Source organism: Blastococcus sp. SYSU DS0753, from assembly GCF_054051175.1.
Window position 1 is genome coordinate 96717 of record NZ_JBJHAT010000010.1, and the last position, 17985, is coordinate 114701.

The 17985-nt window shown below is 73.7% G+C and carries 20 protein-coding genes; 2 read left to right on the forward strand and 18 right to left on the reverse strand.

Going from position 1 to position 17985, the window contains the following annotated elements; genetic code table 11:
- Positions 1 to 101 precede the first annotated feature (101 nt).
- Positions 102 to 1175 (forward strand): type IV toxin-antitoxin system AbiEi family antitoxin domain-containing protein, encoded by a 1074-nt coding sequence (locus tag ACI799_RS10450; protein ID WP_456599130.1) that lies wholly within the window; start codon positions 102 to 104, stop codon positions 1173 to 1175.
- Positions 1176 to 1281: 106 nt separating this feature from the next.
- Here the strand turns inward: ACI799_RS10450 and ACI799_RS10455 are convergent, their stop codons facing one another.
- The 9 genes from ACI799_RS10455 to ACI799_RS10495 form a co-directional block, all read right to left on the reverse strand.
- Complete coding sequence (locus tag ACI799_RS10455) at positions 1282 to 2733, reverse strand: aldehyde dehydrogenase (protein WP_456613029.1); 1452 nt, start codon at positions 2731 to 2733, stop codon at positions 1282 to 1284.
- Between the two features lie 49 nt (positions 2734 to 2782).
- On the reverse strand, positions 2783 to 4180 hold the full coding sequence (locus tag ACI799_RS10460) for a glycine--tRNA ligase (protein WP_456588918.1): 1398 nt from the start codon (positions 4178 to 4180) through the stop codon (positions 2783 to 2785).
- Between the two features lie 72 nt (positions 4181 to 4252).
- On the reverse strand, positions 4253 to 4633 hold the full coding sequence (locus ACI799_RS10465; RefSeq protein WP_456588917.1) for an HNH endonuclease: 381 nt from the start codon (positions 4631 to 4633) through the stop codon (positions 4253 to 4255).
- A gap of 23 nt (positions 4634 to 4656) precedes the next feature.
- A complete protein-coding gene (locus ACI799_RS10470; RefSeq protein WP_456588916.1) occupies positions 4657 to 4932 on the reverse strand; it encodes an antibiotic biosynthesis monooxygenase in 276 nt (91 codons plus the stop codon).
- A gap of 69 nt (positions 4933 to 5001) precedes the next feature.
- A complete protein-coding gene (locus ACI799_RS10475; RefSeq protein WP_456613030.1) occupies positions 5002 to 5877 on the reverse strand; it encodes a hypothetical protein in 876 nt (291 codons plus the stop codon).
- A 72-nt stretch (positions 5878 to 5949) separates the two neighbouring features.
- Complete coding sequence (locus ACI799_RS10480; protein WP_456588914.1) at positions 5950 to 6714, reverse strand: isoprenyl transferase; 765 nt, start codon at positions 6712 to 6714, stop codon at positions 5950 to 5952.
- Positions 6704 to 7495 carry a DNA repair protein RecO gene (gene recO / locus ACI799_RS10485; RefSeq protein ID WP_456588913.1) on the reverse strand — a complete coding sequence of 264 codons (792 nt, stop codon included), beginning with the start codon at positions 7493 to 7495 and terminating at the stop codon, positions 6704 to 6706. Before recO ends, ACI799_RS10480 begins: the two co-directional genes overlap by 11 nt.
- A 2-nt stretch (positions 7496 to 7497) precedes the next feature.
- Positions 7498 to 8412, reverse strand: coding sequence for a GTPase Era (gene era / locus ACI799_RS10490; protein WP_456588912.1), 915 nt, complete (start codon positions 8410 to 8412; stop codon positions 7498 to 7500).
- An 81-nt stretch (positions 8413 to 8493) separates the two neighbouring features.
- Complete coding sequence (locus tag ACI799_RS10495) at positions 8494 to 8694, reverse strand: hypothetical protein (RefSeq protein ID WP_456613031.1); 201 nt, start codon at positions 8692 to 8694, stop codon at positions 8494 to 8496.
- A 129-nt stretch (positions 8695 to 8823) separates the two neighbouring features.
- On the opposite strand from ACI799_RS10495, the gene ACI799_RS10500 reads away from it, so the two are divergent.
- Positions 8824 to 9411, forward strand: coding sequence for a hypothetical protein (locus ACI799_RS10500; protein ID WP_456613032.1), 588 nt, complete (start codon positions 8824 to 8826; stop codon positions 9409 to 9411).
- Here the strand turns inward: ACI799_RS10500 and ACI799_RS10505 are convergent.
- From ACI799_RS10505 to ACI799_RS10545, 9 genes are all read right to left on the reverse strand, one after another.
- On the reverse strand, positions 9408 to 9740 hold the full coding sequence (locus tag ACI799_RS10505) for a cytidine deaminase (RefSeq protein ID WP_456588909.1): 333 nt from the start codon (positions 9738 to 9740) through the stop codon (positions 9408 to 9410). The genes ACI799_RS10500 and ACI799_RS10505 overlap by 4 nt on opposite strands.
- Before the next feature lie 86 nt (positions 9741 to 9826).
- The gene (locus tag ACI799_RS10510; protein WP_456588908.1) at positions 9827 to 11188 is read right to left on the reverse strand and encodes a hemolysin family protein; all 1362 of its coding nucleotides are present in this window, start codon (positions 11186 to 11188) and stop codon (positions 9827 to 9829) included.
- Entirely contained in the window at positions 11185 to 11688 is a 504-nt protein-coding gene (gene ybeY, locus ACI799_RS10515) for an rRNA maturation RNase YbeY (protein ID WP_456588907.1), read from the reverse strand. The genes ACI799_RS10510 and ybeY overlap by 4 nt, the downstream gene beginning before the upstream one ends.
- A gap of 5 nt (positions 11689 to 11693) precedes the next feature.
- The gene (locus ACI799_RS10520) at positions 11694 to 12698 is read right to left on the reverse strand and encodes a PhoH family protein (RefSeq protein ID WP_456598201.1); all 1005 of its coding nucleotides are present in this window, start codon (positions 12696 to 12698) and stop codon (positions 11694 to 11696) included.
- 272 nt (positions 12699 to 12970) lie between these two features.
- Positions 12971 to 13792 (reverse strand): enoyl-CoA hydratase/isomerase family protein, encoded by an 822-nt coding sequence (locus tag ACI799_RS10525; protein WP_456599127.1) that lies wholly within the window; start codon positions 13790 to 13792, stop codon positions 12971 to 12973.
- A gap of 61 nt (positions 13793 to 13853) precedes the next feature.
- A complete protein-coding gene (locus ACI799_RS10530; protein ID WP_456588904.1) occupies positions 13854 to 14213 on the reverse strand; it encodes a histidine triad nucleotide-binding protein in 360 nt (119 codons plus the stop codon).
- 218 nt (positions 14214 to 14431) lie between these two features.
- The gene (locus ACI799_RS10535) at positions 14432 to 15154 is read right to left on the reverse strand and encodes an ABC transporter ATP-binding protein (protein WP_456591302.1); all 723 of its coding nucleotides are present in this window, start codon (positions 15152 to 15154) and stop codon (positions 14432 to 14434) included.
- Positions 15151 to 16971 carry a branched-chain amino acid ABC transporter ATP-binding protein/permease gene (locus ACI799_RS10540; RefSeq protein WP_456613033.1) on the reverse strand — a complete coding sequence of 607 codons (1821 nt, stop codon included), beginning with the start codon at positions 16969 to 16971 and terminating at the stop codon, positions 15151 to 15153. The genes ACI799_RS10535 and ACI799_RS10540 overlap by 4 nt, the downstream gene beginning before the upstream one ends.
- The gene (locus tag ACI799_RS10545) at positions 16971 to 17846 is read right to left on the reverse strand and encodes a branched-chain amino acid ABC transporter permease (RefSeq protein WP_456591300.1); all 876 of its coding nucleotides are present in this window, start codon (positions 17844 to 17846) and stop codon (positions 16971 to 16973) included. Before ACI799_RS10545 ends, ACI799_RS10540 begins: the two co-directional genes overlap by 1 nt.
- Between the last annotated feature and the right edge of the window lie 139 nt (positions 17847 to 17985).

Consider the following 17985-nt stretch of genomic DNA (forward strand, 5'->3'; position numbering starts at 1 on the left):
CGGCGGCGCGACTCGAGCCGCACGCCGTCCCCAGGCCGGCGCCGGTCCACAGATCGGGCAGGGCGCGTCCCGGACATGGCTGGCTGCCCGACGGTCGTCCCGTGACCACGCACCTGCACGTCCCGCTCGCCGTCGACGAACCCGCACGGCGGCGCCTGGGCATCTTCACCACCGCCGACCTCGCCGCTCGGGGCGTGACCGAGCGCGAAGTCCGGACGGCGACCCGCACGGGCGCGTGGGTGCGACTGCGCACCGGTGTCTTCGTCAGCGCCGCGGACCTCGCCGAGGTGGAGCGCACCGATCGTCGACCGGGCCTGGAGGCGCTGGCCGTCACGACCGCCCTGGCCCGACCGTCCGCCGTCCTCAGCCGGGACAGCGCGGCCTGGGTGTGGGGGCTGCCCCGCCCGTTCCCGGCTCCGGTCGCCGTGCACCTGACCGATCCGCACCACTGGCGCCGGGGACGCGGCTGGCTGATGACCCGGGCTGCGCTGCCCGACGACGACGTCACCGTCCGCGGCGCCTACCGGGTGACGACGGTGGCACGCACGCTGGTCGACGTCGCCAGGGCCTGGCCGGAGATCCACGCCGTCGCCGCCGTCGACGCCGCCCTGCTGCGCGGCCTGACGACCCACGACGACGTGCGCCGCGTCATCGACCGGCAGGTGAACGTGCCCGGGATCCCGCGTGCCGGCCGCGCGCTGGGCCTCGCCGACGGCCGGGCCGAGTCGTGGCTGGAGACCTGCGGCCGGCTGACGTTCGCCGCGCTCGGGCTGCCGCCGTTCGTACCGCAGGTGGAGCTGCGTGTCGACGGTCAGCTGGTGAAGGTGGTCGACGGCTGGTACCCCGGGGCCGCGGTGGCGGTGGAGTTCGACGGCCGGATCAAGTACCGCCGACCGCAGTTCGGCCGCACCGCGGAGCAGGAGCTGTGGGAGGAGAAGCGCCGGGAGGATCTGCTCCGCTCGGTCGGGGTGCGGTTCCTCCGAGTCTTGTACGAGGACCTCAACGGGGGGCGTCGACGACTGGACCGGTCGGCACGGCGGCTGCTCGCCGTCCCCGGCCCCGAGGTGCGGGAGTTCCTGGCGGTGCCGCGGCCCGCGGGCCGCGCGCGCGGTCACGACGCTGGGGACGACGGATGGCTCGCCCGGGTCGAGGACGGCGTCGGCCGACCGGGTTGAGCCGCACCGGCGCCCCGGAAGCCGCGCCGTGGCGCGGCGCACCGGTCGGCCGTGCGGGTTGACCCGCCGCACGGCCGACCGGCTTCACCGGTGGGACGACACGAGCTCAGAACGGGTAGACGCGCGGCTCCACCTGCATGCTGATCCAGCGCAGCTCGGTGAATGCCTCGATGCCGGCGAGCCCACCGAACCGCCCGTACCCACTGTCCTTCACACCACCGAAGGGCATCTGCGCCTCGTCGTGCACGGTGGGCGCGTTGATGTGGCAGATGCCGGACTCGATCCGCCGGGCGACCTGGAACCCGCGTGCGGCGTCGCGTGTGAAGACGGCGGCCGACAGCCCGTAGGCGCTGTCGTTGGCCGCGGCGACCGCCTCCTCCTCGCTCGCGACCCGGGTGATCGTGACGGCCGGGCCGAAGATCTCCTCGTGGAAGATCTCCATGTCCGGCGTGACGTGGTCGAGCACCACGCCGGGCATGATCGTGCCCTGCGGCTCGCCCTTGGTCAGCACCTTCGCGCCCTTGGCGACGGCGTCGTCCACCAGTCGCTGGATGTGCTCGACGGTGCTCGTGCCGATGACCGAGCCGAGGACGACGTCGCCCGTGCGCGGGTCGCCGATCGGCAGCGACTCCACCCGGGCGACCAGCTTCGCGACGAACTCCTCGGCGATCGACTCGTCGACGATGATCTTGTCGGTCGACATGCAGACGTGGCCCTGGTTGACGAAGCCGCCGAAGGTCGCCCCCTGGACGGCGGCGTCGATGTCGGCGTCGTCGAGGACCAGGAGCGGGTTCTTGCCCCCCAGCTCGAGCAGCGCCGGCACGAGGTGGCGCGCGCAGACCTCGCCGATGATGCGGCCGACCCGGGTGGAGCCGGTGAAGTTGAGCCGGCGGACCGCCGGGTGGGCCACCATCGCCTCGGTCACCTCGGCGGCGTCCTCCGGGGCCACGGTGATGACGTTGACGACGCCGTCGCCGAGGCCGGCCTCGATCAGGATCTCCCCGAGCAGCATGTGCGTGGCCGGCGAGAGCTCCGAGCACTTGAGGACGACGGTGTTGCCGGCGGCGAGCGGGAAGGCCACCGCGCGGGTCGACAGGATGACCGGCGCGTTCCACGGCGCGATGCCGATCACCACGCCCGCCGGCTGGCGGATGCCCATGCTCAGGCTGCCGGGGACGTCCGAGGGGATCACCTGCCCGCCCACGTGCGTGGTGAGACCCGCGGCCTCCCGCAGCATGCCCGCGGCGAGGTGGACGTTGAAGTGCCCCCAGCCCGCGGTCGCGCCGCACTCGGCGGCCATCCGCTCGACGAAGCGGTCGGTGTTCGCCTCGAGGAGGTCGGCAGCCTTCAGCAGCAGCCGCCGGCGCTCGCCCGGCGTCGTCGCCGCCCACTTCTGGAACGCCGATGCCGCGGCGTCGACGGCCCGGACGGCGTCCTCCACCCCGGCGGCCGGCGAGCGCGTCACGGCCTCGCCGCTCACGGGGTTGGCGCGGTCGAAGGTCCGGCCGCTGGTGGCCGTCCGCTTCTCGTCACCGATGAGCAGGCTGGTCTCGAACACGGGGAACTCCTCCTACTGGGTCGCGGGGTGAGGGGGCCTCCGGCGTCGGTCAGCAGCCGGGGAGCCGGGCCGCGAGGTAGGACTCGACCTGGTCCAGCGCGACGCGCTCCTGGCTCATCGAGTCGCGCTCCCGGATGGTCACGGCCTGGTCCTCGAGGGTGTCGAAGTCGACGGTGAGGCAGAACGGCGTCCCGACCTCGTCCTGGCGCCGGTACCGACGGCCGATGGCGCCGGCGTCGTCGAAGTCCACGTTCCAGTTCCGCCGCAGCGCAGCGGCCAGGTCGCGGGCCTTGGGCGAGAGGTCGGCGTTGCGCGACAGCGGCAGGACGGCGGCCTTCACCGGCGCCAGGCGCGGGTCGAGCTTGAGCACCGTGCGGGTGTCGACGCCGCCCTTGGCGTTCGGCGCCTCGTCCTCGGTGTAGGCCTCGACGAGGAACGCCATGAGCGAGCGGGTGAGCCCGGCCGCCGGCTCGATGACGTACGGCGTCCAGCGGGTGTTGCTGGCCTGGTCGAAGTAGGACAGGTCGGTGCCCGAGTGCTGGGTGTGCGTGGACAGGTCGAAGTCGGTGCGGTTCGCGATCCCCTCCAGCTCACCCCACTCCGAGCCCTGGAAGCCGAAGCGGTACTCGATGTCGACGGTGCGCTTCGAGTAGTGCGACAGCTTCTCCTTCGCGTGCTCGTAGTGCCGCAGGTTGTCCGGGGAGATGCCCAGGTCGGTGTACCAGCGGGTGCGCTCGTCGATCCAGTACTGGTGCCACTCCTCGTCGGTGCCCGGCTCGACGAAGAACTCCATCTCCATCTGCTCGAACTCGCGGGTGCGGAAGATGAAGTTGCCCGGGGTGATCTCGTTGCGGAACGACTTGCCGATCTGGCCGATGCCGAACGGGGGCTTCTTGCGCGCGGCGCCCATGACGTTGGCGAAGTTCACGAAGATGCCCTGCGCGGTCTCCGGGCGCAGGTAGTGCAGCCCCGACTCGTCCTCGACCGGGCCGAGGTAGGTCTTGAGCATCATGTTGAAGTCGCGCGGCTCGGTCCACGCGCCCTTGGTGCCGCAGTTCGGGCAGGCGATGTCGGCCAGCCCGTTCTCCGGGAGCCGGCCCTTCTTCGCCTCGAACTCCTCCTCGAGGTGGTCGGCGCGGAACCGCTTGTGGCAGCTCTGGCACTCGGTCAGCGGGTCGGTGAAGACCCCGACGTGGCCGGAGGCGACCCACGTCTGGCGCGGCAGGATCACCGAGGAGTCCAGGCCGACGATGTCGTCGCGGCTCTGCACGACGGTGCGCCACCACTGGCGCTTGATGTTCTCCTTGAGCTCGACGCCCAGCGGGCCGTAGTCCCAGGCGGAGCGCGTGCCGCCGTAGATCTCCCCGGACGGGAACACGAAGCCCCGTCGCTTGCAGAGGTTGACGACCTTGTCGAGGCGGGCGGCGTCGTGCTTGGCGGTGCTCACGCGGAGAGGCTCCATCCGGCTGGCGGTCGGCGGTTGACCTGCCCACGGTAGTTGGCCGGTCGTGCGGCGCTCTCAGTCGGTGGCCGCATCCGGTCGCCCGGGCGTCTCCGGGCAGAACAGCAGCGTGAGCGAGGCCCGGATCTCGGCGTGCCGCACGAGGAAGGCCCGCTCGTCCAGCCGCTTGCGCCGCAGCCAGCCGGTGACCTCGTCGTTGCACTTGCTGGCGTTGCAGGGGCCGCAGGCCGGGACGACGTTGCCGAACGTGTACCGCCCGCCCCGAGAGATCGGGAGCACGCAGTCGCGCTGCAGGGGCCCGGCGGCTCCGCAGTACGCGCACCCGCCCCAGGCGTGCGACAGCGCAGCCCACTGGGCATCGGTGAGGTCGTGCTCGACGGCGTCCATGCGGCGCTTGCGCCGACGGGCGTACCGGGCGGTGCGGGTGCGGCTGACCACGGCCGAACCGTAGGCGCTGCCCGTCAGTCGGTGAGGTAGGCGCCCGGCTCGTCGAGAGCGTGCACCCAGACCGGCGCTCCGGCGACCTTGACCTCGGCCGCGGAGAGACCCCGCCGGTAGGCGCCGACCCCGTCCCAGCGGGTCACCAGCGCCCAGAGGGTCGGGTCGTCGGCGGCCCGGCCCAGCTCGCCGCCGCGGAAGCCGGGCCGGGCCGCGAGCGCCGCCAGCAGCCCGGCCACCGCGTCGGCGAGCGCGCCCGCCTCGTCCGCGGCCACCCGCAGCCGTGTCACCGCGAACATGCGCGCTCCCCCGTCCGGTCCACGCCCGGCATCCTCCGTCATCGTCCCGCCGGGTCGGCACCCCGCCGGTCAGCGGAAGTCGCAGGCCGTCCCGTCGGCGCCGACGTGGACCAGCAGGAGGAAGGGTTCGCCGTCGTCGAGCTCCAGGGTGAACGAGGCCATGTCGGTGGCGGACCCCGCCTGGTGCTCGACCCCGTCGAAGGTCCCGCTGGTGAAGCCCTGGCCGCCGAGGGTGACGCGGTAGAAGTAGTCACCCAGCACCTGCGCCGGGTCACCACCGGCCGCGGCGTCGACCGCCCCCTCCTGGACCTCCACGCAGGAGAGGTCGAACGCGTTCTGGAAGTCGCCCTGGCCCATCGCCTCCACCCAGGCGAGGGCGACGTCGCCCGAGCCGGCGTACCGGCCCTCCTGCCCGGGAACGGGCTCGGCTCCCCGCGCGCCCCCGGGCAGCTGACCCGTTCCGCCGAGGGGCGCCGACGGGGACCGGCTCGGCTGCGTGGCAGGCCCGCTGGTCCCGCCCGCCGGCTGCTCGGCGCTGCGCCGTTCGGCGTCGTCCCCGCGCAGCAGGACGACCAGCAGGAAGCCGAGACCGGCGATCAGCAGCACCGCGGCACCGATCAGCCACGGGAGCAGCGTGCGCTTCCGCGGGCGGTCGGCCGGCGGCACGCCGGGCCCGCCGTACGGGGGCGGGCCGTAGGGCGGTGGTCCGGACGGTGGTGGCCCGCCGTGCCAGTGCTGCTGGCCCGGGGGCGGATGCTGGCCCGGGGGCTGGTGCCCGTAGGGCGGCGGCCACCCGCCGCTCTCGCCCGGCACCGGGGCGGCCGGGAAGGGCCCGGTCGGCGGCGTCCAGGCCGTCGCCCCGGAGCCGTCGGCCGGACCGGGTCCCGGCCGGCCGGCCGGGTCGGGTGGGCCGGCGGGCTGGTCACCGGTCGAGGGGTGGGTCATCGTCTCCGCTTCCGCTCGGCGCCGCGGCCGGCGGGCTGCCCGGCTGAGCGGAAACGGTACGGCCGCATGGCGTCAGGCGGAACCGAATCGGCGCTGCCGGGAGGCGAACTCCTCGCACGCGGCCCACAGGTGCCGGCGGTCGAAGTCGGGCCACAGCGTGTCGAGGAAGACGAACTCGGCGTAGGCCGACTGCCACAGCAGGAAGTTGCTGGTGCGGTTCTCCCCCGAGCTGCGCACGAACAGGTCGACGTCCTCCATGTCCGGCTCGTCGAGGAACCGGGCGACGGTGGACTCGTCGATCTTGTCGGGGTTGAGCCGCCCGGCCGCGACCTCGCGGCCGATCGCCGCGGCGGCGTCGGCGATCTCGGCGCGGCCGCCGTAGTTGACGCACATGGTCAGGGTCAGGACGTCGTTGTCCTGCGTGAGCTCCTCGGCGATCTCGAGCTCCTTGATGACGCTGCGCCACAGCCGCGGACGCCGCCCCGCCCAGCGCACCCGCACCCCGAGCTCGTGCATCTCGTCGCGGCGCCGGCGGATCACGTCGCGGTTGAAGCCCATGAGGAAGCGGACCTCCTCGGGGCTGCGCCGCCAGTTCTCGGTGGAGAAGGCGTAGGCGCTGATCGCCTTCACCCCCAGCTCGATCGCGCCCTCCACGCAGTCGAAGAGCGAGGACTCCCCCGCCTCGTGCCCGGCGGTGCGGGGCAGCCCGCGCTGCTTGGCCCACCGGCCGTTGCCGTCCATGACGAGTGCGATGTGCCGCGGGACCTTGTCCTTCGGCAGCTGCGGCGGGCGCGCGCCGGACGGGTGCGGATTCGGCGCCTTCACCTCACGCCTCATGCAGCAGGCTCATCTCCCGGCGGGGCGCCGACTCGGTCCGGTCCACCAACGGCAGCGAGCGCAGCCCGCGCTCCAGGTGCCACTGCAGCAGCGCGGCGACCAGCCCGCTGCCCTCCCGCCGGTTGATGCCCTGGCTGGCCTCGGCCCGGGTCCAGTCGCCGGTGAGCAGCGCGTCGAGCAGCTCGATGGTGACCGGGCTGGGCATCGCCGAGCCGGTGGGCCGGCAGGCCGGGCAGACGGTGCCGCCGGCGGGCACCGAGAAGTGCCGGTGCGGTCCGGCCTCGCCGCAGCGGGCGCACTCCGCGAGCGCGGGCTCCCACCCGGCCACCGACATCGCCCGCAGCAGGAACGCGTCGAGCACCAGCGGCGCGGGGTGCGCCCGCTCCCCCAGCGCCCGCAGCGCGCCCACCACCAGCAGGAACAGCCGCAGCGAGGGCTCCTTCTCCTCCGCGGTGAGCCGGTCGGCCGTCTCCAGGACGGCGGTGCCGGCGGTATAGGCCGGGTAGTCGGCCACGACCTCCTGGCCGTAGGACCGGATCGACTCGGCCTGGCTGACGATGTCGAGGTTGCGGCCGGTGTAGAGCTGCAGGTCGACGTGGGTGAACGGCTCGAGGCGGGCACCGAACTTGCTCTTGGTGCGGCGCACGCCCTTGGCCACCGCCCGCACCTTGCCGTGCCGGCGGGTGAGCACGGTGACGATCCGGTCGGCCTCACCCAGCTTCTGGGTGCGCAGGACGATGCCCTCGTCCCGGTAGAGCGCCTTCGGGGTGTGCGCGCTCATGCTCAGTACCCCAGCCGGTTGAGCTTCTTCGGGTCGTCCTGCCACTCCCCGAGGACGGTGACGTGCAGCTCCAGGTGCACGCGGGCGTCCAGCAGCGTCTCCATGCCCTGGCGGGCCTCGGTGCCGATCGCCTTGATGATCGAGCCACCCTTGCCCAGCAGCATGGGCTTCTGGCTGGGCCGCTCGCAGTGCAGCAGAGCGTGCACCTCGACCAGCTCGCGCCCGGGGGACTTCGGGTCGGGGCGGCGGTGCAGCTCCTCGATCGTCACCGCCAGGGAGTGCGGCACCTCTTGGAACACCTTCTCCAGAGCGGCTTCCCGGACCAGCTCGGCCAGCTGGCGCTCGGTGTCCTCGTCGGTGGTCTGCTCCTCCGGGTACAGCGGCGGCCCCTCGGGCAGCAGGCCGATCAGCAGGTCCTCCAGGAGCTCGACCTGTTCGCCCTTCACCGCGCTCACGGGCACCACCTCAGCGGCCTCGACCAGCTGGCTGGCCGCCATGAGCTGCTCGGCGACCTGCTTCTTGCCCGTGGCGTCGGTCTTCGTCACCACGAGCACGATCGGGGCCTTCACCTCCTGCAGCTGGCGGGCGATGAACCGGTCCCCGGTGCCGACGGGCTGGTCGGCCGGGACGCAGAAGACGACCACGTCGACGTCGGAGAGGGTGTCGCGGACGACGTCGTTGAGCCGGCGGCCGAGCAGGCTCTTGGGCTTGTGCAGGCCCGGGGTGTCGACCAGCACGACCTGGCCGCCGGGCCGGTGGACGACGCCGCGGATGGCGTGCCGGGTGGTCTGCGGGCGGTTGCTGACGATGCCGACCTTCTCGCCGACCATCGCGTTGGTCAGCGTGGTCTTGCCGGCGTTGGGACGCCCGACCAGCGCGACGAAGCCACTGCGGTACGGCTGGTCAGGGTCGGTCACGCGGGCAAGTCTCCCACCGGCGACCGACAACGCCGCGCGGCGGAGTCCGACGCGCGGCGCCGCGATCCCCGGGATGCCCCGTCAGGACCAGGGGCGGCCGATCCGGTCACGGCGGGCGGCGTCGAGCCGGCCGAGGACGCGCACGCCCGCCAGGACGTCCCCGGCCAGCCGCCGGCCCGCCGCGGACCAGGAGTCCGCCGGCTCCCGGCGGTCCCCGCCCGCCGGCTGCCCCAGCGACCGCAGGACGAGCACCAGCAGGAGCAGGAAGAGCAGCGTCGCCACACCGTCGACCCTCGGCGCTCCCCGCCCGCGGCGGAAGCGGCGGGAACGACTGCGTGCGCAAGAAACCTGCCAGCGTCCGGCCGGCACACCGCGGACGCGCACGATCGGCCGGCTGGGATGATCGGGGGCGTGCCAGGACGTCAGCGGAACCGGTCGCGCCCACCCCGGGCGGCGGCGGACCGCGTCCGGCGGCTGCACGTCGAGCAGGTGCGCGGCCACCGGTTCGTGGCCGGCTGGGGCCCGAAGCGCTCGGCGACCGTCGTCCCCGCGCCGCTGCGCTACTGGCAGTACCGGCCCGGAGGTCCGTTCGCGGCCGGCGCCGCCGTGCTCGTCGTCGTCCTGTGGCTCGGCCTGTTCGGCTGGGTCGGCGGCTGGCCGGCCGTCCGCGAGGAGCTGCCGCTGGCGCTCCTCGCCGGCCTGGCGGTGTACCTGCTGAACACCCGCCGGGTGACCGTCTCCGACCACGGGCTGTCGTTCGACGTGGCCGGGAGCCGCACCGATCCGGAAGCCGTCGTCCCGTCCGCGCTGGTGCAGGAGGTACGCGTCGGCCCCGCTCCGGCGGACTGGCCCCGGCCGGAGAAGCGCGGCGGGTGGTGGCCGGGGCGCAACCGGATCGCCGTCCGGTACCTGGGCGACGACGGCGAGCAGGCGCTCACCCTGTGGGTGCGCGACCCGGCGGCGTTCGCCGACGCGCTCGGGATCCCGCTGACCCGCTAGACCGAGCTGCGCAGGATGCCGTCGGGGCCGGCCAGGTGCACGGGGGCGCCGGCGGCGAGGTCGCGGACGGCGGCCAGCCCGGCCGGCTCCACGGCCTCGGCCGCGGAGACGACGACGGCGGCCTCCAGCCCCTCGACCCCGCTGGAGACGGCGGCCGCGACGGCGGCCTGGAGCGCGGTGAGGGTCAGGGAGGGCAGCGCCACGCTCGCCGCGACGTAGGTTCGGCCGTCGGTGTCGCGCACCGCGGCGCCCTCGGTCGCACCGGCGCGCGCCCGCGCCGACCGGGCGAGCGTGACGAGCTTCGCGTCCTCGGGGTGCAGATCAGCCACCGAATCAGTCTCCTACCGGTCGGTCCGGCCCTCTCACAGGCGCCCGGTGCGAGCCTGCGAGCAGTGGGGGGTGGGAGGGTCCTTCCTCAGCCTTCCACCACGCCCGCCGGCTGTTCCGCCCGGGTGGCCCCCGAGGGCTGCTGCTCGTCGGCGGCCTCCTCGCCGTCCTCCGACGGCTCGGGCAGCCGGCAGACCAGCAGGGTGTCGATGCGGTTGCGCCGCCCACCGGTGCTCTCGGCGACCAGCCGCAGTCCCCCGACCTCGGCCGCCGCCCCCTCGATCGGCACCCGCCCCAGCTCGCGGGCGAGCAGCCCGCCGACGGTCTCCACGTCGTCGTCCTCGGGCAGCTCCACCCCGGGGAACACCTGGGCGAGGTCCTGCACCGGCAGCCGGGCGGTGACCCGCGCCGAGCCGTCCTCCAGCTGCTCGATCTCCGGCCGCTGGAAGGCGTCGTGCTCGTCGGCGATCTCCCCGACGATCTCCTCCAGGATGTCCTCGATGGTGACCAGGCCGGCGAACCCGCCGTACTCGTCGACCACGATCGCGATGTGGATGCGCTGCGCCTGCATGTCCCGCAGCAGCTCGTCGACCGGCTTGGACTCCGGCACGAACGTCGGCGGGCGCATGAGCTCCTCGACCTTGGGCCCGCTGCGGTCCGGCAGGTTCTGCGACCGGCGGACCAGGTCCTTGAGGTAGACCACGCCGACCACGTCGTCGACGTTCTCGCCGATCACCGGGATCCGGCTGAAGCCGCTGCGCAGCGCCAGCGCCAGCGCCTGGCGCACCGTCTTGGTGCGCTCTATCCAGACGACGTCGGTGCGCGGGACCATGACCTCGCGGGCGATCGTGTCGCCCAGCTCGAACACCGAGTGGATCATGTTGCGCTCGCCGGACTCGACGACACCGCGCTCCTCGGCCATGTCGACCAGCTCGCGCAGCTCGACCTCCGAGGAGAACGGGCCGTCCCGGAAGCCGCGCCCGGGGGTGATCGCGTTGCCGACCAGGATCAGCAGGCTCGCCACGGGCCCGAGCACCCGGCCCAGCAGCCGGACGACCCCGGCGGAGGCCAGCGCCGTCCCGTAGGCGTGCTGGCGGCCGAGGGTGCGCGGCCCGACGCCGACGAGCACGTAGCTGACCACCGTCATGACCCCTGCGGCGGCCAGGACCGCCTGCAGCGTGCTGTCCCACAGGTCGAAGAAGAGCAGCGCCACGATGACCGCGGAGACCATCTCGCAGACGATCCGCAGCAGCAGGAGCAGCGAGACGTGCCGCGCCCGCTCGGCGACGATCTCCTCCAGCGCCGCCGCGCGCTTCACCCCGTCCCGGCGCAGCTCCTCGACGCGGGCCTTGGAGACCCGCTGGAGAGCCGCCTCCATCGCGCCGAACAGGCCGGCGAGCGGAACCAGGCAGATGGCGATCACCAGGGTGGTGATCGCGCCGGTACTCATCGGGAACCGGTCTCCTGACCCGTCGGCGCGCCCGTCACCGGCTCACGGGGGGCCGCCCGCCAGGCGTCGATGAGCTTCGTCTGGAGGCCGAACATCTCCTTCTCCTCGTCGGGCTCCATGTGGTCGTAGCCCAACAGGTGGAGAACGCCGTGGGTGGCCAGCAGCACCAGCTCGTCGTCCATCGAGTGCCCGGCGGCCCGGGCCTGACGGACGGCGACCGCGGGGCACAGCACGATGTCGCCGAGCAGCGCGGGCCCCGGCTCGGGGTCGTCGGGCCGGCCGCCGTCGAACTCGTCCATCGGGAAGGCCAGCACGTCGGTGGGGCCCTTCTCGCCCATCCACCGCTCGTGCAGGCTGCTCATGTAGTCGGGGTCGACGCAGAGCACCGAGAGCTCGGCCATCTGGTTGATCTTCATCTCGCCGAGCACGAAGCGGCAGACACCGGCCAGCTCGGCCTCGTCCACGGCGATCTCGGACTCGTTGGACACCTCGACGGGCACGGCGGTCAGCTCCCCTGCCGGCGCGGTCGGGAGGTGCGGACCGGTGGCGCGCCGGCGGCCGATCGGCTGGTGGGTGACTGACGGGTCGCGTCCCAGCGCTCGTACGCGTCGACGATGTTGCCGACCAGCCGGTGGCGGACGACGTCGGAGCTGCTCAGGTTGGCGAAGTGCACGTCCTCGATGCCGTCGAGGATCTCGCGGACGATCTTCAGCCCGCTCTGCGCACCACCGGGCAGGTCGACCTGCGTGACGTCACCGGTGACGACGATCTTGGAACCGAAGCCGAGCCGGGTGAGGAACATCTTCATCTGCTCGGCGGTGGTGTTCTGGGCCTCGTCGAGGATGACGAACGCGTCGTTCAGCGTCCGGCCACGCATGTAGGCCAGCGGGGCGACCTCGATCGTGCCCGCCTGCATCAGCCGCGGGATCGACTCCGGGTCGACCATGTCGTGCAGCGCGTCGTACAGCGGCCGCAGGTAGGGGTCGATCTTCTCCGAGAGCGTGCCGGGCAGGTAGCCCAGCCGCTCACCCGCTTCGACGGCGGGGCGGGTCAGGATGATCCGGTTGACCTGCTTGGTCGTGAGGGCCTGCACCGCCTTGGCCATCGCCAGGTAGGTCTTGCCGGTACCCGCCGGGCCGATGCCGAAGACGATCGTGTGCTCGTCGATCGCGTCGACGTAGCGCTTCTGGTTCAGCGTCTTCGGCCGGATGGTGCGGCCGCGCCGGCTGATGATGTCCAGGCTCAGCACGTCGGCGGGGCGCTCGGCGCCGCCGGCCTTGAGCATGCCGATGACCCGGCGCACCGAGTCGGGCCGGAGCACCTGGCCCGTGCCGAGCAGGGCGATCAGCTCGTCGAAGACCCGGACGGCGAAGGCGTTGTCGGCCGGCTGCCCGGTGACGGCGATCTCGTTGCCGCGCACGTGCACGTCGGCGGCGAGCTCTGCCTCCACGAGCCGGAGCAGCTCGTCGCCCGAGCCGAGCAGGGAGACCATGGACACGCCGTCGGGCACGGCGATGGTGGCCCGCACGGGCGGGGGGACGGCGCCTGCCGGCGTACCGGCGGGCGCGGCGGACGGAGCGACGAGCGTGCCGTCCGCCGTGGCGGCCTGCGCCGAGGCCTCACGCGACGTGGGAGCACCTGGCACGGGGACGTTCGGGGAGGTGTCGGGCAAGAACCCTCGACCCTGCCTTCCTGCGACGGCGAAGTGCGGGGGGACCCGCACTGGTGACCGTTCGACTCTACCCGCGCCCGGACCCCCGAACCCCGGCTCGCCCGAAGGGGTCAGCGCCCCCGGTAGGTCGCCTTGCCCGGGCCCTCGGTGAGGAACGAGGCGACGGCGCCGCGGAGGTCCTCGGTGGCGAAGAGCGGACCGGAGATCTCCGGCACCAGGGCGTCGGCGGCGCGGGCGCCCTCGCGGACGGCGACGGTGGCCAGTCGCTTGGTCGCCGCGTGCGCCACGGTGGGGCCGGCCGCGACGCGGCGGGCGTACTCCCGCGCCGCCTCGGCGAAGCCCTCGTCGGGCAGCACCCGGTTGACGACGTTCCAGCGCTCCAGGACGGCGGCCGGGTAGCGCTCCCCCGTGTAGATCAGCTCCTTGGCCCGGGCCGGCCCCGCCCGCTCGGCCAGCCGCTGCGGGCCGCCCATCGACGGGGTGAGCCCGACGACGATCTCCACGAGCCCGAACGACGCCTTCTCCGCCGCCAGCAGGATGTCGCAGGAGAGCGCCAGCTCGAAGGCCGCGGTCAGGCAGAGCCCGTGGGCGGCGAAGACGGTGGGCACCGGCAGGTCCTCGAAGGCGTTGGCCACGCGCAACAGCCGGGCCCACAGCTCACCGCCGCGCTCCGCCGGCTCCGGCCCCTCGGCGATGTCGCGGAAATAGGTGACGTCCACCCCGCCCGAGACGACCTTGCCGCGCGCCTCGACCAGCACCGCACGGGCCCGGTCGGCCCGGGACGGATCGGTCAGCGCGACCAGCTCGCCCGCCACCGTCTCCATCGCGTCGAAGGTCGCGGCGTCGAACAGGTTCAGCGGCGGGTTGTCCAGGACGACGACGGCGACGTCACCGTCGCGCTCGACGCGGAGGGGTGCGGTGGGATCGGCCATGCCCTCACCCTCTCAGCCCACCCCGCGGGCCGCAGCGACGGCCGTCCGGGAGGGCGGCTGCTCAGCCGGGCGGCCAGCCGAGGTCGCGGCCACCCAGGACGTGCAGGTGGACGTGGTGGACGCTCTGCCCGGCCTGCGGACCGGTGTTGGTGACGAGGCGGTAGCCGGGTGCGGCACCGCCGTCGGTCACCAGGCCCTCCCGGGTGGCCACCGCGTGCGCCCCGGCGACCACCTCGCCGAGCAGGGCCGGGTCGGCCGTCACCAGAGCACCGACAGTCGCGTGGTGCTCCTTGGGGATGACGAGCACGTGGGTCGGGGCCTGCGGGTTGATGTCGCGGAAGGCGAGCACCCGGTCGGTCTCGTGGACGACGTCGGCGGGGATCTCGCCGGCGACCATGCGGCAGAACAGGCAGTCGGTCACGCCCCGACCCTAGGAGGACCCCCGTGCTCCCCACCACTCGCTGCGCTCGCGGCGGGACCCGGCACGGGGGCCGTTCCAGGACGTCACCTGCTCCCCACCACTCGCTGCGCTCACGGCGGGACCCGGCACGGGGGCCGTTCCAGGACGTCACCTGCTCCCCACCACTCGCTGCGCTCGCGGCGGGACCCGGCACGGGGGCCGTTCCAGCGCGTCGGCCGTCAGCCGCCGCTCTCGACCCCGAGGTACGCCTGCACGATCCGCTCGTCGGCGAGCAGCTCGTCGGCCGGCCCCGAGTGCACCACCTCCCCGCTCTGGAGCACGTACCCGTGGTCGGCGGCGCGCAGCGCCCGGCGGGCGTTCTGCTCCACCAGCACCACCGTGGTGCCCGAGGCGCGGATCTCCTCGATGACGCGGAAGACCTCGTCGACGATCTTGGGCGCCAGCCCCATCGACGGCTCGTCCATGAGCATGACCGTCGGCCCGGCCACCAGGGCACGGGCGATGGCGAGCATCTGCTGCTCGCCGCCGGAGAGCGCTCCGGCCGGCAGCGCCCGGCGCTCGGCCAGCACCGGGAACCGGTCGTACATCGCGTCGACGGAGCGCGCGCCGCTGGCCCCGGAGTGCCACGTGCCCATCTGGAGGTTCTCCTCGATGGTGAGCGTGGCGAGGATCTGCCGGCCCTCGGGCACCTGCACGAGGCCCCGCCCCACCAGCTTGTGCGCCGGGGTGCGGGTGATGTCCTGGCCCTCGAACGTGATCCGCCCACCTGCCGGCCGCAGCATGCCGGAGACGGCGTTGATGACCGAGGACTTGCCCGCCCCGTTCGCCCCGACGAGGGTCACCAGCGAGCCCCGCTCGGCTCGGAAGCTGACGCCCCGGACGGCCTCGACCCGTCCGTAGGTCACCCGCAGGTCCTCGACGGCGAGGATCGGATCGCTCATCTCGCATCCCCCGGGGTGGTGTCGGGCGTGTCCAGGGTGCCGGCGGCGCCTGGTCGCACGTTGGCGACGGCGTCCGGTGGCACGGCGTCGTCGCCTGCCGCGGTCGGGTCCACCTGGGTGCCATCGGCGATCGAGCCACCACCGTCGTCGTCCCCGGCCGAGCCCAGGTATGCCTCGATGACCACCGGGTCGGCCGCGACCTGGTCCGGCGCGCCGCTGGCGATCACCTCGCCGAAGTTGAGGACCACGACCCGGGTGCAGGTCTTCAGGACCATGCCGACGTTGTGCTCGATGAACAGGATGGTCAGCCCGTCCCGCGCCAGCGACCGGATCAGCTCGGACAGCCGCTCCGCCTCGACGCGGTTCATCCCCGCGGCCGGCTCGTCGAGGATCAGCAGGGAGGGATCGGAGGCGAGCGCACGGGCGATCTCGAGCCTGCGCTGGTCGCCGTAGGAGAGCGCCTCCGCCCGGCTGGCGGCGAGCTCGGTGAGCCCGACGCGCTCCAGGCAGCGGGCCGCCTGGCGCAGCGCGGCCCGCTCGTCCCGCCGCGCCGACGGCAGCCAGAGCAGCCGCCGCAGGAAGGTCGGCCGGCTGACCAGGTGCGCCCCGACCAGCACGTTCTCCAGCGCCGACAGCCGGTTGAACAGCTTCGAGTGCTGGAAGGTGCGGCTCACGCCCGCTGCCGCGATCCGGTGCACCGGCGTGGCGCCGATCGTCGTCCCGAGCACCGTCGCACTGCCGGAGCTGGGTGGGACCAGCCCGCTGATCATGTTCACCAGCGTCGTCTTGCCGGCTCCGTTGGGGCCGATCAGGCCGACGACCTCGCCGGCGCGGATCTCCAGGTCCACGCCCCGGACGGCGTGCACCCCGCCGTACTCCTTGCCCAGGCCGGCGAGGGTGACCACCGGCTCCCCGGCCGCCGGGTGGCGGCGAGCAGCGAGGCCGGTGGCGTCGTCGTCGTCCCCGCCGGAGGGCATCCGGGTCCGGCGCGGGATCAGGCTGGCCAGGCCACCGGGCAGGAAGAGGATGACGACCAGCAGGAGCAGGCTGGCGAGGAACGGCCGGATCCAGCCGGCCTCCACGCCGACCGCCCGCTGGAGCTCGGGGACGATCGTCTGGAACCCGCTGCCCAGCAGCGGCCCGAGGAACATCGTGGATCCCCCGACCACCGCGGTGACCAGTCCCTCCACGGCCGCCGTGAAGTCGAAGTCGTTGGGGGCGATGAGCCGGACGTAGTAGGCGTAGAGGACGCCGTACAACCCGGCGACCGCGCCCGCGGTGACGAACGCGGCGAGCCGGTGGCGCCCCACGTCGATGCCCATGGAGCGGGCGGCCAGCTCGTCCTCCCGGATGGCCTCCAGCGCGCGGCCGTAGCGCGAGCGCCCCATCCGCCAGAACCAGTACGCGACCAGCGCGAGCGCGATCCAGGCCATGCCGACGGTCAGGACCCGGGGGACCCCCAGGCCCTGCGCGCCGCCGGTCCACTCCTGGTTGAGCAGGACCACGCGGACGGCCTCGGCGAACCCGAGGGTGGCGATCGCCAGGAAGACCCCGCGCAGGTGCATGGTCGGCAGGCCCAGGACGACGGCGCCGAGCGCGCCGACGGACATGCCGATCGCCACGGCGATCAGCAGCGCGGGGATCTCGCCGACGTCGGCGCCGGCGGGTGACAGGTAGGCACCGGAGAACGCTGCGAGGGAGGCGAAGCCCGCCTGGCCGAGGCTCAGCTGCCCGGCGATCAGGACGGCGTAGAAGGAGTAGGCGAAGATCGCCCCGAGGGCGATGAAGGTGAGCGTGGTGGCGTACTGGCCCAGCATCAGACCTCCCGGACCTTCCGCGCGCCGAGCAGCCCCTGCGGGCGCAGCAGCAGGATCACGAACAGCAGGCCGAAGGCGATGACGTTCACCCACGACGAGCCGATGTACTGGACGGCGAACACCTCGGCCAGGCCCAGCAGCAGCCCGCCGATGAGGGCGCCGGGCAGCGAGCCCATGCCGCCGACGATGATGACTGCCAGCCCCTTGAGCTCGATGGCCGCGCCCATGCCCAGCTGGGCGGTGTTCACGTTGATCGCGAACAGCACGCCGGCGACCGCGCCGAGCGCCGAGGAGATCGCGAAGGTGACCGCGGTGACCCGGTCGACGTTCACGCCGAGCACCCGCGCCGCCGTCGGGTTCTCGGCGACCGCGCGCATCCCCCGGCCCAGCCGGGTGCGGGTGACCATGTAGGTCAGCGCCACCATCAGGGCGAGGGAGACCGCGAGGATGACCACCTGCACGAGGGTCACCTGGGCGCCGAACACCTCGAACCGGGTGTCGGGGAACGAGCCCGGGGGGAATCGGCGGGTGTCCGGGCCGTAGCGCCACTGCAGCAGCGCGATCAGCATGCCGGCGAGCGCGATCGAGGAGATCAGCCCGGCGAAGTGGGCGTCGGCGCGGCCCTTGAGCGGCCGGAACGCCACCCGCTCGATCACCAGCCCCAGGACGGCGCCGAAGACGAAGACGATCGGCAGCGCGGCCCAGAGGGACAGCCCGCCCCGCTCGACCAGCTCGATGCCGACGAAGGCGGAGGCCGCGAAGACCGCGGGGTGCGCGAGGTTCAGCCGGTCGAGGATGCCGAAGACCAGCGTGAACCCGATGGCGAACAACGCGTAGATGGAGCCGATGAAGATGCCGTTCAGGAGCTGCTGCACAGAGGTGCCTGTTCTCGTCGTGGGTGCCCGGGCACGGTAGCCGACACGCCCGCCGGGGGGGGGGGGGGGGGGGGGGGGGGGGGGGGGGGGGGGGGGGGGGGGGGGGGGGGGGGGGGGGGGGGGGGGGGGGGGCGGCGCG

Bases quoted from the DNA above. Each gene is read 5' to 3' on its own strand.
- ACI799_RS10475 (WP_456613030.1), bottom strand. From the start codon at position 5,877: ATGACCCACCCCTCGACCGGTGACCAGCCCGCCGGCCCACCCGACCCG.
- ACI799_RS10510 (WP_456588908.1), bottom strand. From the start codon at position 11,188: ATGAGTACCGGCGCGATCACCACCCTGGTGATCGCCATCTGCCTGGTT.
- ACI799_RS10470 (WP_456588916.1), bottom strand. From the start codon at position 4,932: ATGTTCGCGGTGACACGGCTGCGGGTGGCCGCGGACGAGGCGGGCGCG.
- ACI799_RS10535 (WP_456591302.1), bottom strand. From the start codon at position 15,154: ATGAGCGATCCGATCCTCGCCGTCGAGGACCTGCGGGTGACCTACGGA.
- ACI799_RS10525 (WP_456599127.1), bottom strand. From the start codon at position 13,792: ATGGCCGATCCCACCGCACCCCTCCGCGTCGAGCGCGACGGTGACGTC.
- ACI799_RS10480 (WP_456588914.1), bottom strand. From the start codon at position 6,714: ATGAGGCGTGAGGTGAAGGCGCCGAATCCGCACCCGTCCGGCGCGCGC.
- ACI799_RS10540 (WP_456613033.1), bottom strand. From the start codon at position 16,971: ATGCTGGGCCAGTACGCCACCACGCTCACCTTCATCGCCCTCGGGGCG.
- recO (WP_456588913.1), bottom strand. From the start codon at position 7,495: ATGAGCGCGCACACCCCGAAGGCGCTCTACCGGGACGAGGGCATCGTC.